The organism is Erwinia wuhanensis (genome assembly GCF_030484085.1).
GTDB lineage: Bacteria > Pseudomonadota > Gammaproteobacteria > Enterobacterales > Enterobacteriaceae > Erwinia > Erwinia aeris.
This window is the reverse complement of sequence record NZ_JAUJUH010000002.1, coordinates 590,046-603,649: the sequence shown is the minus strand read 5'-3', so window position 1 is coordinate 603,649 and position 13,604 is coordinate 590,046. Positions and strand designations below refer to the sequence as shown.

At 56.1% G+C, this 13,604-nt stretch carries 13 protein-coding genes; 2 read left to right on the top strand and 11 right to left on the bottom strand.

All coding sequences use genetic code 11. The annotated features are described in order from the left end of the window. Positions 1 to 63: 63 nt before the first annotated feature. The 4 genes from QZH36_RS07325 to xseB all read right to left on the bottom strand — a co-directional run bounded on the left by QZH36_RS07325 (position 64) and on the right by xseB (position 4,148). Entirely contained in the window at positions 64 to 1,038 is a 975-nt protein-coding gene (locus QZH36_RS07325; RefSeq protein ID WP_301729888.1) for an aldo/keto reductase, read from the bottom strand. Between the two features lie 83 nt (positions 1,039 to 1,121). Continuing rightward, positions 1,122 to 2,987, bottom strand: a complete 1,866-nt coding sequence (gene dxs, locus QZH36_RS07320; RefSeq protein WP_253455070.1) for a 1-deoxy-D-xylulose-5-phosphate synthase — start codon at positions 2,985 to 2,987, stop codon at positions 1,122 to 1,124. A gap of 19 nt (positions 2,988 to 3,006) precedes the next feature. Next, positions 3,007 to 3,906: a (2E,6E)-farnesyl diphosphate synthase gene (ispA, locus tag QZH36_RS07315; protein ID WP_301252319.1), complete on the bottom strand. Its 900-nt coding sequence runs from the start codon at positions 3,904 to 3,906 to the stop codon at positions 3,007 to 3,009. Continuing rightward, a complete protein-coding gene (gene xseB, locus QZH36_RS07310) occupies positions 3,906 to 4,148 on the bottom strand; it encodes an exodeoxyribonuclease VII small subunit (protein WP_125288415.1) in 243 nt (80 codons plus the stop codon). The genes ispA and xseB overlap by 1 nt, the downstream gene beginning before the upstream one ends. 231 nt (positions 4,149 to 4,379) lie before the next feature. Here xseB and thiI point away from each other — a divergent pair, with 231 nt between their 5' ends. Beyond that, positions 4,380 to 5,828, top strand: a complete 1,449-nt coding sequence (gene thiI, locus QZH36_RS07305) for a tRNA uracil 4-sulfurtransferase ThiI (RefSeq protein WP_125288416.1) — start codon at positions 4,380 to 4,382, stop codon at positions 5,826 to 5,828. Between the two features lie 165 nt (positions 5,829 to 5,993). On the opposite strand, the gene yajL is transcribed toward thiI, so the two are convergent. Together yajL and panE are read right to left on the bottom strand one after the other, a co-directional pair. Further along, entirely contained in the window at positions 5,994 to 6,593 is a 600-nt protein-coding gene (yajL, locus tag QZH36_RS07300) for a protein deglycase YajL (protein ID WP_253455067.1), read from the bottom strand. Continuing rightward, complete coding sequence (panE, locus tag QZH36_RS07295) at positions 6,553 to 7,467, bottom strand: 2-dehydropantoate 2-reductase (RefSeq protein ID WP_253455066.1); 915 nt, start codon at positions 7,465 to 7,467, stop codon at positions 6,553 to 6,555. Before panE ends, yajL begins: the two co-directional genes overlap by 41 nt. A 150-nt stretch (positions 7,468 to 7,617) precedes the next feature. Here panE and QZH36_RS07290 point away from each other — a divergent pair, with 150 nt between their 5' ends. Continuing rightward, entirely contained in the window at positions 7,618 to 8,109 is a 492-nt protein-coding gene (locus QZH36_RS07290; protein ID WP_125288419.1) for a YajQ family cyclic di-GMP-binding protein, read from the top strand. 175 nt (positions 8,110 to 8,284) lie between these two features. Here the strand turns inward: QZH36_RS07290 and QZH36_RS07285 are convergent, their stop codons facing one another. From QZH36_RS07285 to cyoB, 5 genes are all read right to left on the bottom strand, one after another. Continuing rightward, a complete protein-coding gene (locus QZH36_RS07285) occupies positions 8,285 to 9,649 on the bottom strand; it encodes an MFS transporter (RefSeq protein WP_253455063.1) in 1,365 nt (454 codons plus the stop codon). Between the two features lie 126 nt (positions 9,650 to 9,775). Further along, positions 9,776 to 10,663 carry a heme o synthase gene (cyoE, locus tag QZH36_RS07280; protein ID WP_125288628.1) on the bottom strand — a complete coding sequence of 296 codons (888 nt, stop codon included), beginning with the start codon at positions 10,661 to 10,663 and terminating at the stop codon, positions 9,776 to 9,778. 13 nt (positions 10,664 to 10,676) lie between these two features. Beyond that, positions 10,677 to 11,006, bottom strand: coding sequence for a cytochrome o ubiquinol oxidase subunit IV (locus QZH36_RS07275; protein WP_125288421.1), 330 nt, complete (start codon positions 11,004 to 11,006; stop codon positions 10,677 to 10,679). Beyond that, on the bottom strand, positions 11,006 to 11,620 hold the full coding sequence (locus QZH36_RS07270; protein WP_253455061.1) for a cytochrome o ubiquinol oxidase subunit III: 615 nt from the start codon (positions 11,618 to 11,620) through the stop codon (positions 11,006 to 11,008). Before QZH36_RS07270 ends, QZH36_RS07275 begins: the two co-directional genes overlap by 1 nt. Further along, the gene (cyoB, locus tag QZH36_RS07265; RefSeq protein ID WP_253455059.1) at positions 11,610 to 13,601 is read right to left on the bottom strand and encodes a cytochrome o ubiquinol oxidase subunit I; all 1,992 of its coding nucleotides are present in this window, start codon (positions 13,599 to 13,601) and stop codon (positions 11,610 to 11,612) included. Before cyoB ends, QZH36_RS07270 begins: the two co-directional genes overlap by 11 nt. Positions 13,602 to 13,604: the final 3 nt, after the last annotated feature.

Below are 13,604 nucleotides of genomic sequence, written 5' to 3'. Positions count from 1 at the left end.
AGGAGGCCAGCATAGCTGGCCTCTTTGCTTTATGCTTTAGTCCTGGCGCAACAGCGGCGCGGCTTATTCAAATCCCACCACGTGATGCGGCTGATAAACGCTTTCCAGTTCCGCGATCTCTTCCTGCGTCAGCTCAATATCCACTGCTTTTACCAGATCGGCCAGCTGCTCTGCGCGTGAAGCGCCGATAATCGGCGAGGTGACCACCGGTTTTGCCAACAGCCATGCCAGCGCTATCTGCGCACGGCTCACACCGCGAGCTTCGGCAATAGCCGCCACGCGCTGCGCAATCACGCCGTCGTTCTCTTCGCTTCTGGCATACAGCGTGCTGCCGTATTCGTCGGAAGCGGTACGCGCGGTGGTTTCACCCCACGGACGGGTCAGGCGACCGCGCGCCAGCGGGCTCCACGGCAGCACGGCGATATTTTCTGCCTGGCAGAGCGGGTGCATTTCGCGCTCCTCCTCACGTTGGATCAGATTGTACTGATCCTGCATGCTGACAAACCTTGTCCAGCCGTGACGATCCGCCGTGTAGAGCGCCTTAGCGAACTGCCAGGCATACATAGAAGACGCGCCAATATAGCGCGCTTTCCCGGCCTTCACCACGTCGTGCAGCGCCTCCAGCGTCTCTTCCAGCGGCGTGTTGTAGTCCCAGCGGTGGATCTGCAATAAATCCACGTAGTCGGTGCCCAGGCGCGTCAGGCTGTCATCAATCGACTGCATAATGCTGGCGCGTGAAAGGCCGCCGGCAAGATTACTCATCGGAAAGTAGACTTTGGTCGCCAGCACGATATCTTCGCGGCGCGCGTAGTCTTTCAATGCGCGGCCCACAATCTCTTCGCTGCTGCCGTCGGAATAGCTGTTGGCGGTATCGAAGAAGTTAATGCCCGCCTCCAGCGCCTGTTTGATCAGCGGACGGCTGCTCTCTTCAGGCAGTGTCCAGGCGTGGCGGCCGCGTTGGGGTTCGCCATAGGTCATACAGCCCAGGCACAAACGGGAAACGGTGAGATCGGTATTGCCTAACGGAAGGGTTTTCATGCGTGCTCCTGCTGATGTTAAAAAGGCGCAAAGGCCTAAGCATAGCAGGTACAGGCTCCCCGGAAGGGGAGCCTCGTGCGGTATTACAGCGCCAGCCAGCGCTTAATCTGCTGTTCGATGCCTTCGGCGTCCAGCTGATAATCGTGGCGGATCTCTTCCTGGGTGCCCTGCGGAATAAACTCATCCGGCAGGCCGATATTCAGCACCGGCACCAGCACGCGTTTCGCCATCAGCGCTTCAATCACGCCGCTGCCCGCGCCGCCTTTAATCGCGCCTTCTTCCAGCGTGATCAGCGCCTCGTGGCTGGCGGCCAGCTCAACGATCAGCGCCTCGTCCAGCGGTTTCACAAAGCGCATATCCACCAGCGTGGCGTTCAGCGATTCCGCGACGGCGGCGGCTTCCGGCAGCAGCGTGCCGAAGTTCAGGATTGCCAGCTTCTCGCCTTCGCGTTTCACCACGCCTTTGCCCAGCGGCAGCGACTGCAACGGCTGCAGCTCCGCGCCGGTTCCGGTGCCGCGAGGATAGCGTACCGCGCTTGGGCCAGCGCTATAGTGATAGCCGGTATAGAGCATCTGACGGCATTCGTTCTCGTCGCTTGGCGTCATGATCACCATATTCGGAATGCAGCGCAGGAACGAGATATCAAAAGCGCCCTGGTGCGTCTGACCGTCCGCGCCAACGATGCCGCCGCGATCGATAGCAAACAGCACCGGCAGCTTCTGGATCGCTACGTCGTGGATCAGCTGATCGTAGGCGCGCTGCAAAAACGTCGAGTAAATGGCGACCACGGGCTTATAGCCACCAATCGCCAGTCCGGCGGCAAAGGTGACGGCGTGCTGTTCGGCAATCGCCACGTCAAAATATTGCGCCGGATAGTCGCGCGAAAAGCTGACCATGCCGGAGCCTTCACGCATGGCAGGCGTAACGGCCATCAGCTTGTTGTCATCGGCGGCGGTTTCGCTCAGCCACTGGCCGAAAATCTTCGAGTAGCTCGGCAGACCTTCGATCGCTTTCGGCAGCAGGCCGCTGGCCGGATCGAATTTCGGTACGGCGTGCCAGCTGATCGGATCTTTCTCCGCAGGGGCGTAGCCTTTGCCTTTTTTGGTCATGATATGCAGGAACTGCGGGCCTTTCAGATCGCGCATGTTTTTCAGCGTCTGCACCAGCGTCAGCACGTCGTGGCCGTCGACCGGGCCAATATAGTTAAAGCCCAGCTCTTCAAACAGCGTGCCGGGCACCACCATACCTTTCAGATGCTCTTCGGTGCGTCTGACCAGCTCTTTGATCGGCGGCAGGCCGGTCAGCACTTTTTTGCCGCCTTCGCGCAGCTTCGAGTAGGTTTTACCGGAAAGGATTTGCGCCAGGCGGTTGTTCAGCGCGCCGACGTTTTCCGAAATCGACATCTCGTTGTCGTTCAGCACGACCAGCAGATCGGATTTGATATCGCCCGCGTGGTTCATCGCCTCAAACGCCATGCCCGCCGTGATGGCGCCGTCGCCGATCACGCAGGCGGTGCGGCGGCCTTTGCCTTCTTTCTCTGCGGCAACGGCCATGCCCAGTCCGGCGCTGATCGAGGTACTGGAGTGGCCGACGTTCAGCACGTCATATTCGCTTTCGTCGCGCCATGGGAACGGATGAAGGCCGTTTTTCTGACGGATAGTGCCAATACGATCGCGGCGGCCGGTCAGAATTTTATGCGGATAGGCCTGGTGACCCACGTCCCAAATCAAATGATCAAAAGGCGTGTTATAGACATAGTGCAGGGCAACGGTCAGCTCTACCACGCCCAGTCCGGAGGCAAAGTGGCCGCTGGAGCGGCTGACGCTGTCGAGTAAATACTGTCGTAGCTCATCACAGAGTTTTGGCAGGCTCTCTTTAGGAAGCGAACGTAGTTCTTGTACCGAAGCGGCCTGCGCCAGCGTTGGATATTTTGCAGTATCAAAACTCATCAGAGACTCATTGTGAAAGTTATTTATTGCGTTCAATTATGTAACTTGCAAGCAGCTGTAGTGATGCTGTGTCAAAGCCTTGCGCGGCAAGTATTTCCAGTGCGCTGAGCGACTCCTGACAGAGCTCCCACGCTTTTGCCCGCGCGCGCTCAAGTCCCATCAACGCCGGGTAGGTACTTTTTCCTAACTGCTGATCGGCTCCCTGCCGTTTGCCGATGATGGCGGTGTCGCCCACCACATCCAGAATATCGTCCTGCACCTGAAACGCCAGGCCGATGGCTTCGGCATAGCGATCGAGCGCGGGCAGCGCGTCGCGTCCTCTGTCGCCGGCGGTCAAAGCGCCCAGGCGAACCGCGCAACGGATCAGCGCGCCGGTTTTATAACGGTGAATTTGCTCAAGCTCGCGCAGACCGACCTGCTGGCCTTCCGCCGCCAGATCCAGCGCCTGGCCGCCGCACATGCCCGCAACGCCGCTGGCCTGCGCCAGCTCGGAAATCATCGCAATACGGTACTCTGCCGTTACGCCAGGCAAAGGCGTATCGGCAAGTATAGTGAAGGCCAGCGTTTGTAGCGCGTCACCGGCCAAAATAGCCGTATCTTCGCTGAATTTAATATGGCAGGTCGGCTGGCCGCGACGCAGGCTGTCATCGTCCATCGCAGGCAGATCGTCATGGATCAGCGAGTAGGCATGAATGCACTCGACCGCCGCAGCGGGCGCATCCAGCGCGGCATCGTCAGCATGAAGCATTTTGCCGGTAGCATACACCAGAAACGGGCGCAGGCGCTTGCCGCCGAGCAGCGCGCCGTACTCCATGGCATTCACCAGCGGAGACTGCTGAAAGGGCAGCGCGGTAATAAAGCGTTGTAAAGCCTGGTTGACGCGCGCGTGATGCGCGGTAAGAAGAGCGCTAAAATCCATCAGTCGTTTTCCGGCGTGAAGGGCTGAAGGTCGCCATTTTTGTCGTCGTTAAGCAGGATTTGCACACGCTGTTCCGCCTGCTGCAGTTTCTGCTGGCCCGCTCGCGCCAGCTGCACGCCGCGTTCAAATTCGTTGAGCGCCTCTTCCAGCGGCAGCTCGCCGCTTTCAAGACGGGAGACAATTTGCTCCAGCTGGGCAAGCGAGGTTTCAAAACTGGCGGGCTGTTCGGCTTTTTTCGGCATAATAACGGTTGCTCGGTGATGTTTTAGTCTGTCAGGTCACTCATGGTAGCCGACTCAAATTGATTAGCAAAATAATGATTCCGGGCGCTGTTGAAGAAGCAGTCGCCGGGCAGATGTGATACACTCATCTCCCCTGGATGTGAAGGGCGTAAGCTACTTTGCAATTCTCTGATTTTACCAGCTAAGTGCGCTCCATTTCAGCACTTAATTGCCCGTTGAGCCCGTGCCACCATGAAGTTTATCATTAAATTATTCCCTGAAATCACCATTAAAAGCCAGTCCGTTCGCCTGCGTTTTATCAAAATGTTAACGACGAACATTCGTAACGTATTGAAACAGTGCGACGAGACGCTGGCCGTGGTGCGCCACTGGGACCATATCGAAGTCCGTTCCAAAAACGAAAGCCAGCGCGGCTATATTATTGACGAACTGTCGCGCATTCCCGGTATTCATCACGTGCTGGAAGTCGAAGAGCGCGGCTATACCGATCTGCACAACATTTTTGAGCAGACGCTGGCGATGAACCGCGAGCGTATCGAAGGCAAAACCTTCTCCGTACGCGTCAAGCGTCGCGGCAAGCATGAGTTCAGCTCGCAGGACGTTGAGCGCTATGTAGGCGGCGGGCTGAATCAGCACGTCCAGAGCGCGCAGGTCAAGCTGAACCATCCGCAGGTCACGGTCAACCTGGAGATCGAAGACGATCGCCTGCTGCTGATCACCGGACGCTATGAAGGCATCGGCGGTTTCCCTATCGGCAGCCAGGAAGACGTGCTGTCGCTGATCTCCGGCGGCTTCGACTCCGGCGTGTCCAGCTATATGCTGATGCGTCGCGGCTGCCGCGTGCACTACTGCTTCTTTAACCTTGGCGGCGCGGCGCATGAAATCGGCGTGCGTCAGGTGGCGCATTATCTGTGGAACCGTTTTGGCCGCTCGCACAAGGTGCGCTTCGTGGCTATCAACTTCGAACCGGTGGTTGGCGAGATCCTGGAAAAAGTGGACGACGGCCAGATGGGCGTGGTGCTGAAACGCATGATGGTGCGTGCGGCCTCGACTATCGCCGAGCGCTACGGCGTGCAGGCGCTGGTGACCGGCGAAGCGCTGGGCCAGGTCTCCAGCCAGACGCTGACTAACCTGCGGCTGATCGACAACGCTTCCGATACGCTGATCCTGCGCCCGCTGATTTCGCATGACAAAGAGCACATCATCAAGCTGGCGCGCCATATCGGCACGGAAGATTTTGCCCGCACCATGCCGGAGTATTGCGGCGTGATCTCGAAAAGCCCAACGGTAAAAGCGGTAAAGGCGAAAATCGAAGCGGAAGAGCAGAACTTTGATTTTGCCGTGCTGGAGAAAGCTATCGAAGAAGCCACCAATGTCGATATCCGTCAGATTGCGGAAGAGACCGAGCAGGAAGTGGTGGAAGTCGAAACCGTGGTGTCGTTTGGCGACAACGACGTGGTGCTGGATATCCGCTCGCCTGACGAGCAGGATGACAAGCCGCTGGAGCTGGAAGGCGTTGAGGTAAAAGGCATGCCGTTCTATAAACTCAGCACCCAGTTCGGCGATCTGGATCAGAGCAAAACCTGGCTGCTTTACTGCGATCGGGGCGTAATGAGCCGTTTGCAGGCGCTCTATTTACACGAGCAGGGCTTTAAAAACGTTAAGGTTTACCGTCCGTAAGCGGAAAGGTAAAAGGCGCTGGCTTCAGCGCCTTTTTTATCTCTTAACTCCGCTTTTGTTCGCAACAGGTTACCGGCTAAAGCGCTGGCCTGGCTGCTTCTCTGTCGCCAGCAGGCCTTTGCCCGTCAGCGACGCCGCTCAAACGGGTAGTCGCGCAGGCCGGATCTATTCCACCCATTCCCGATAGTCAAAAATACCCGCCGCCGGCACCAGCTGCTGCGCCACCTCATGCGCTTTCTCTTTACCTGCCAACAGATCGATCAGCTTCAGGGCAAAGTCGATCGCGGTGCCGGGCGCCTGGCTGGTGAGCAGATTGAAGCGGCGATCCCAAACCACACGTTTATCCATCCACTGGCTTTCGGGAATAGTCTCCTTCAGGCCGGGAAAGCCGGTCATATTGGCAATCGGAAACAGCTTATGCGGCACCAGCACCGTGCCGGCCGCTGCGCAGATCGCCGCGACAATACGGCCGGACTGGTGAAACTGCCGCACCGTTTCCACCAGCAGCGGGCTGTCGCGAAAGGCTTCCGCGCCTTTCAGGCCGCCGGGCAGCACGATGGCGGCAAAATCGTTGTCGGCTACCTCAACCAGCGTGGCATCGGTTAACAGCCGTACGCCGCGCGAACAGCGGATTTCTTTGCTGCCGTCATCCGTTACGCTGGCGGTAGTGACCGTGAAGCCCGCGCGCACCAGCAGATCGATAGTGGTAACGGCTTCGGTTTCTTCACTGCCAGGTGCCAGGCAAACCAGTACGCTCGCGCTCATAATCTTGTTCCTTACGCTTAATCATTTCATAAAGTCGGCTGTTTTCCGGCGTGGTCAGCCCCTGCGCCCGCGCACGACGGATAACGTAGCCGGTAATATAGTCAATCTCCGTACGCCGCTGCGCGCGGATATCCTGCAGCATGGAAGAGGTATTGGCGGCGGTCGCGATAATAATCTCTTTCACGTAGTCCAGCAGCGCCTCGCGAGAGGTATGTTCACCTTCACGCTCCATAACCATCGCCACTTCATCGCAGAGCAGGGCTACCTCCTGCGGATGGTTAAGCAGCTCGCCGTTGGTGCAGTCATACTGAACCGTCAGCGGATTGATCACGCAGTTTACGGCCAGCTTTTGCCAGGCGGCGGAGGAGACATTGTTATGCCAGGCGACGTCCGGCAGCGCCTGTTGCAACGTTTCTGCCAGCCTGCTGAGCATGGCGCCGTCCGGAGAAGTCGGGCCGATGTGGGTAATGCCGGAAGCAACATGGATAACCATGGTGCCGTCGCGCTTTGCCGCATGGGTCGTGATCCCGCGCAGCAGCGGCTGCGTGAGCATTTTAAGCTCGTCAAGCGTGCCCATGCCATTATGCAGCAGCAGGATCGGGCAGTCTTCACGCAGAATAAACCGCAAATTTTTTACCGCTTCGGATACCTGCCACGCTTTCAGCGTTACCAGCAGCAGGTCGCTTTCCGCTAAAAAAGCAGGGTCGTTGGCAATAAAGGTTTTGTTACTTATGTTGCCCTCAAGATCCACCACGTTGACCGAGCAATAAGGCTGCGGTACGCGTAGCCACCCCTGCACCTCATTGCCCTGAGCGTCCAGCGCAGCCAGCCAGATCTGCCCTAAAGCGCCGCATCCCAATACGGTAATCTTCATTCTTCCTCTCCGCAGCGGGTTGGATTAATTCTGCCGGGCCGAAGGCCGCGCTGGCAGAGCTGTTCTTATTATAGCTTTCCATGCCGATGGTTTTTTTACTGATGCTAAGTCGGTATTATGCCTGTCACAACAGAATCAGGAGAAAAAATCATGCCATCATTCGATATCGTATCTGAAATCGACCTGCAGGAAGTGCGCAACGCCGTTGAAAACGCCAACCGTGAAATTTCCACCCGCTTCGATTTTCGCAACGTGACGGCCAGTTATGAGCTGAACGAGAAAAACGAAACGATCAAGGTGCTGAGCGAGTCTGATTTTCAGGTGAAGCAGCTGGTCGATATTCTGCGCGAGAAACTGCTCAAGCGCAGCATTGAAGGCGGCGCGCTGGAAGTGCCGGAAGAGATTGAGCACAGCGGCAAAAGCTGGAGCGTGGAAGTCAAACTGAAAAAAGGCATCCCGTCTGACGTGGCGAAAAAAATCGTCAAGCTGATCAAAGACAGCAAGCTGAAAGTGCAGTCTCAGGTGCAGGGTGAAGAAGTGCGCGTGACCGGTAAGTCCCGTGACGATCTTCAGGGCGCGATGGCGCTGGTGCGCGGCGGCGACCTGGGGCAGCCTTTCCAGTTTAAAAACTTCCGCGATTAATGATAAAAGGGCGATGCATCGCCCTTTTATTCAGTTTTCCCCGCCTGAATTCCACCGCTTCCGCCAGACTTTGTCATCGTAAAGGCGTTATCACGGCATTACGCAGCGCGACAAAGAGGGGAGGGCGGGGAGCGAGGCCGGAAATAATGGGGCGACAGGCCCCATTAACAGATAATCAGCAGCTGCCGACCAGCGCTTCCAGCTCGGGGCGATTGGTGACTTTGCTGTCAATCTTCACGTAGGCGCTTCGCTCTTCCGGCACGATAAAGACGGCGGCGACGCCAGGCTGCGCCCTCAGGCGTTTTTCCAGCGCGGCGGTGTCGGTAATATCATCGTGCAGCACGATACGCAGGCTGCTGACGTACGGCGGCTCCTGCATGGTGCAGCTCACCAGCAGCCAGACTACGGCGATAAAAGCGCCGACCACAAAGACGGTGGAGGCATCGAAGTGGCCATACAGCCAGCCGCCCAGGCTACCGCCGATCGCCACGCCAATAAACTGGCTGGTGGAGTAGACGCCCATCGCGGTGCCCTTATAGCCCGGTGGCGATTCTTTACTGACCAGCGAAGGCAAAATCGCCTCCATCAGGTTAAAGCCGATAAAGAACAGCTGCACGCCTAAGACCTGCGTCCAGAAGTGGTTGCCCGCGCCCCAGAGCACGATTTCTGCGATCAGGATAATCGCCACGCAGGCGATAAATACCCGCTTCATCTGGCGCTTCACTTCCGCATAGATAATAAACGGGATCACGCCGCAGAAAGCGATCAGCATGGTGACCAGATAGACTTTCCAGTGCTGCTCCGCCGGGAAGCCAGCCTGCTCGAACTCGCCGGGCAGCGCCACGAAGCTGGACATCAGCAGAATATGCAGGCACATAATGCCGAAGTTCAGCTTGACCAGGCGGCTGTTGGCCAGCACCGCGCGGAAGCTGCCCTTAACAATGCCGGATTCGCGGTTAAGCATATGGTTAGAGGCAGAAGGCACCACCAGCAGCGTGATCACAATGCCGCTGGACGCCAGCAGCGCAATCATCCAGAACAGCGCATGCAGACCAAGCGCATGGGTCACAATCGGCCCAAGCACCATCGCAATCGCAAAGGTAACGCCGAAGCTGATACCGATAAAGGCCATTGCTTTGGTGCGGTTCTGCTCGCGCGTCAGGTCGGAAAGCAGAGCCATTACCGCCGCCGCAATCGCGCCGGAACCCTGTAAAGCGCGGCCCAGGATCACACCCCAAATAGAGTTGGTGCTGGCGGCAATCACGCTGCCGAGCACGAAAATCAGTAGTCCGCCGACAATCAGCGGCTTGCGGCCGATACGGTCGGAAAGCAGACCAAAAGGAATTTGAAACACGGCCTGTGCCAAACCGTAGATGCCGATAGCAAGACCTATCAGCGCTTCGCTGGCTCCCTGTAATGCCATGCCGTAAGTGGTCAGGACGGGCAGAACCATAAACATGCCCAGCATACGCAGGGAGAATACCGTTCCCAAACCCCATGTCGCACGCAGTTCGACCGGAGTCATTTTATTATCGTTCATTACTACCTCAGTTTATCTGGTGAGCATATTTTAAGGCGTTGGGAAAGGTGGGTAAAATTATTATTAACGAGAAGTGGTAACAAAAAGAAAGGGCGCGATAATCGCGCCCTTCGGAGGAGGTGGAAGTTACCAGACGTAAGTCAGTAAATCCTTTGAGGCCGGCGTCATAAAGTCAACCGACATCATCACGCTTAGCGCGGTGATGGCGACGATGGAGAAAACGAACAGCTTGCGTGCCCAGACGCGATCGTTCTGCGTCTTATAGCCCGAAAGCGCCATTCCCAGCCACCATACGCTCACGGCGGCGGCGACCACCAGATATTTGTAGCCCGCGTAGCCCACCAGCGTCAGCATCAGTGTCGCAACCATAAACGCCAGGATATACAGCGTGATATGGTTTTTCGCCACGGAGATGCCTTTTACCACCGGCAGAACCGGGATATTCGCTGCCTGGTAATCTTTAAAGCGGAAGATAGCAATCGCATAGGAATGCGGCATCTGCCACAGGCTAAAGATAGCCAGCAGGATCAGCGCGCCAGCGTCGAACTGGTTGCTGACGGCACAGTAGCCGATAACCGGCGGCGCAGCGCCGGAAAGGCTACCAATCAGCGTGCCGTAGACGGATTTACGCTTCATATAGAGGCTGTAAATACCGACGTAAACCACAAAGCCCATCACCGCCAGCCACATGGCCAGCGGGTTTGCTCCGAGATACAGCAACGCGAATCCAGCAATACCCAGAACGGTTGCATAAACCAGAGAGACTGTCGGAGAAATGAGGCCTTTTACCAGCACACGGTTTCTGGTTCTCTCCATTTTTACGTCGATGTCGCGGTCAATAAAGTTGTTATAAACACAACCCGATGCGACCACCAGCGAGACGCCGACTAAGGTGGTGAGAAACAGGGAATAGTCGATGCTGCCTTTAGAAGCCAGCAGAAATCCCCCGATGACAGAAATTAAATTCCCGAAAATAATTCCTGGTTTCGTTACTTGCAGGTATTGCTTAATCATCACAGGCGACTCTTTAACGGACCATCATGTTGTAATTGAGGTTCCACATAATCCATATAGAGCCCACTACGACAATCAGAATGATGACGGCGGAAAACACTATCGCCACCAGATTCCAACGCTGATCGGTAGACGTGCTGAGGTGCAGGAAGTAATAAAGATGCACCAGCACCTGTACCACGGCTGCAATTACCACCACGGCCAGCATCGTCGTTTTAGACGCGCCACCTTCCATGACGATCCAGAATGGAATCGCAGTCAGAATGATCGACAGAATAAAGCCGATCATATAAGTCTTCACGTTACCGTGAGAGGTACCATGATCGCTTAATGTCTTGCTCATTACATGGCCCCCAGCAGATAAACAATGGTAAATACGCAGATCCAGACAACGTCCAGGAAGTGCCAGAACATGCTCAGGCACATCACGCGGGTGTGGTTGGTGGAGGTCAGGCCCTTAGTGGCAACCTGATACATCAGCACCAGCATCCAGATCAGACCTGACGTCACGTGCAGACCGTGCGTACCTACCAGCGTGAAGAACGCCGACAGGAAGCCGCTGCGCTGCGGACCAAAGCCTTCGGTAATCAGGTGATGGAACTCATAGATTTCCATCCCGATAAAGCCAAGACCAAACAGGAAGGTCAGGCCCAGCCAGCCGAGAACGGCAGACTTAGTCCCTTTTTCCATGCTGATAACGGCAAAGCCGTAGGTAATGGAGCTGAACAGCAGCAGGGCGGTTTCAACCAGAACAAACGGTAATTCAAAAATATCTTTCCCTGACGGGCCGCCAGCGGTGTTGTTGACCATAACAGCATAGGTCGCGAACAGCGTGGCGAAGATGATGCAGTCGCTCATCAGGTAGATCCAGAAGCCAAACAGCTTATTGGCTCCCGCATCGTGATGCCCATGCTCCGCATGGGCGTCGTGGTGCTTAGTCAGAGTTTCAGTTGACATTTTTCAGACCTGCTTTGCTAATTTCGTCAAAGTGCTGATTCTCGATTTTTTCGATCTCGGCAACGGGAACGTAGTAATCCACGTCATCGTCGAAGCTCTTGATAATCCAGGTAAGGATCATGCCGAGGAAGGTGAGACCAGCCAGCCACCAGATGTGCCAGATAGCGGCAAAACCAAACACCATGCTGAACAGACCGATGACCAGACCCGCGCCGCTGTTTTTCGGCATGTGGATCTCTTCATACTTAGCAGGACGTTTGTACGCTTCGCCTTTCTCTTTCATTTCCCAGAACGCATCGCGCTCGTGGATAACAGGCACTTCAGCAAAGTTGTAGAACGGTGGTGGTGAAGAGGTTGCCCACTCCAGCGTACGACCGCCCCACGGGTCACCGGTCAGGTCGCGCAGCTGCTCGCGGTCACGTACAGATACCCAGAACTGGGTAAGCTGGCACAGGACGCCACAAGCGATCAGCGCAGCACCGACTGCCGCAACCACCAGCAGAGTGTGGAACTGAGGATCGATATTCTGGCTCAGACGACGGGTCATACCCATGAAGCCCAGCGCGTACAGCGGCATAAAGGCAACAAAGAAACCAATGATCCAGAACCAGAAGGCGCGGATACCCCATTTTTCGTTCAGGCAGAAGCCGAACGCTTTCGGGAACCAGTAAGTCACGCCAGCAAAGCAACCGAATACCACACCACCGATAATAACGTTATGGAAGTGGGCAATCAGGAACAGACTGTTGTGCAGAACGAAGTCAGCACCCGGCACCGCCAGCAGAACACCGGTCATACCACCTACAGAGAAGGTGACCAGGAAGCCTACGGTCCACAGCATGGCAGAGTGCATCTGAATGCGGCCCTGGTACATGGTGAACAGCCAGTTGAAGATCTTAACACCGGTCGGGATGGCGATAATCATCGTCATGATACCGAAGAAGGCGTTAACGTTCGCACCGGCACCCATCGTAAAGAAGTGGTGCAGCCACACGATGAAGGAAAGGACGGTGATAACAACCGTTGCCCAAACCAGCGAGGTGTAACCAAACAGGCGTTTTTTCGAGAAGGTTGCAACCACTTCGGAGAACACGCCGAAGACAGGCAGAACCAGGATATAAACTTCCGGATGTCCCCAGACCCAAATCAGGTTGACGTACATCATCATGTTGCCGCCCATTTCGTTGGTAAAGAAATGGAAGCCCAGATAACGGTCAAGGGTCAGCAGCGCCAGCGTCACGGTCAGAACCGGGAAGGAGACGATGATCAGTACGTTAGTACACAGGGATGCCCAGGTAAACACAGGCATTTTGAACATGGTCATGCCCGGAGCGCGCATTCTCAGGATAGTAACGAAGAAGTTAATACCTGTTAATGTCGTCCCGATACCGGAGAGCTGCAGACTCCAGATCCAGTAGTCGACCCCGACCCCCGGACTGTATTCCGCGCCGGAAAGCGGTGGATAAGCCAGCCAGCCGGTCTGAGCAAACTCGCCCACACCCAGTGACAGGTTAACCAGCACCACGCCCACAGCCGTGAACCAGAAGCTCAGGTTGTTCAGGAACGGGAAGGCCACGTCGCGCGCGCCGATCTGCAAAGGAACAGCAATGTTCATCAGACCGATAACGAACGGCATTGCTACGAAGAAGATCATGATCACGCCGTGAGCGGTGAAGATCTGGTCGTAGTGATGAGGCGGCAGGAAGCCTGGATCGCCCATCGAGGCCATCACCTGCTGGCTACGCATCATGACCGCATCGGCAAAGCCGCGCAGCAACATGACGAAAGCCACGATGATATACATGATACCCAGTTTTTTATGGTCGACTGACGTCAGCCATTCAGTCCACAGGTATTGCCACTTACCGAAGTAAGTGATTGCTCCAGCAACAGCCAGACCACCAAGAATGATGGCGGCAACCGTAACCATGATAATCGGCTCATGGTACGGAACAGCATCAAGGGTTAATTTTCCCAACATCGT

Coding starts and splice junctions, on each gene's coding strand:
- ispA (WP_301252319.1), bottom strand. CDS start 3,906: ATGGATTTTAGCGCTCTTCTTACCGCGCATCACGCGCGCGTCAACCAG.
- QZH36_RS07270 (WP_253455061.1), bottom strand. CDS start 11,620: ATGTCAACTGAAACTCTGACTAAGCACCACGACGCCCATGCGGAGCAT.
- QZH36_RS07290 (WP_125288419.1), top strand. CDS start 7,618: ATGCCATCATTCGATATCGTATCTGAAATCGACCTGCAGGAAGTGCGC.
- cyoE (WP_125288628.1), bottom strand. CDS start 10,663: ATGATTAAGCAATACCTGCAAGTAACGAAACCAGGAATTATTTTCGGG.
- QZH36_RS07285 (WP_253455063.1), bottom strand. CDS start 9,649: ATGAACGATAATAAAATGACTCCGGTCGAACTGCGTGCGACATGGGGT.
- QZH36_RS07275 (WP_125288421.1), bottom strand. CDS start 11,006: ATGAGCAAGACATTAAGCGATCATGGTACCTCTCACGGTAACGTGAAG.
- thiI (WP_125288416.1), top strand. CDS start 4,380: ATGAAGTTTATCATTAAATTATTCCCTGAAATCACCATTAAAAGCCAG.
- panE (WP_253455066.1), bottom strand. CDS start 7,467: ATGAAGATTACCGTATTGGGATGCGGCGCTTTAGGGCAGATCTGGCTG.
- xseB (WP_125288415.1), bottom strand. CDS start 4,148: ATGCCGAAAAAAGCCGAACAGCCCGCCAGTTTTGAAACCTCGCTTGCC.
- QZH36_RS07325 (WP_301729888.1), bottom strand. CDS start 1,038: ATGAAAACCCTTCCGTTAGGCAATACCGATCTCACCGTTTCCCGTTTG.
- yajL (WP_253455067.1), bottom strand. CDS start 6,593: ATGAGCGCGAGCGTACTGGTTTGCCTGGCACCTGGCAGTGAAGAAACC.
- cyoB (WP_253455059.1), bottom strand. CDS start 13,601: ATGTTGGGAAAATTAACCCTTGATGCTGTTCCGTACCATGAGCCGATT.
- dxs (WP_253455070.1), bottom strand. CDS start 2,987: ATGAGTTTTGATACTGCAAAATATCCAACGCTGGCGCAGGCCGCTTCG.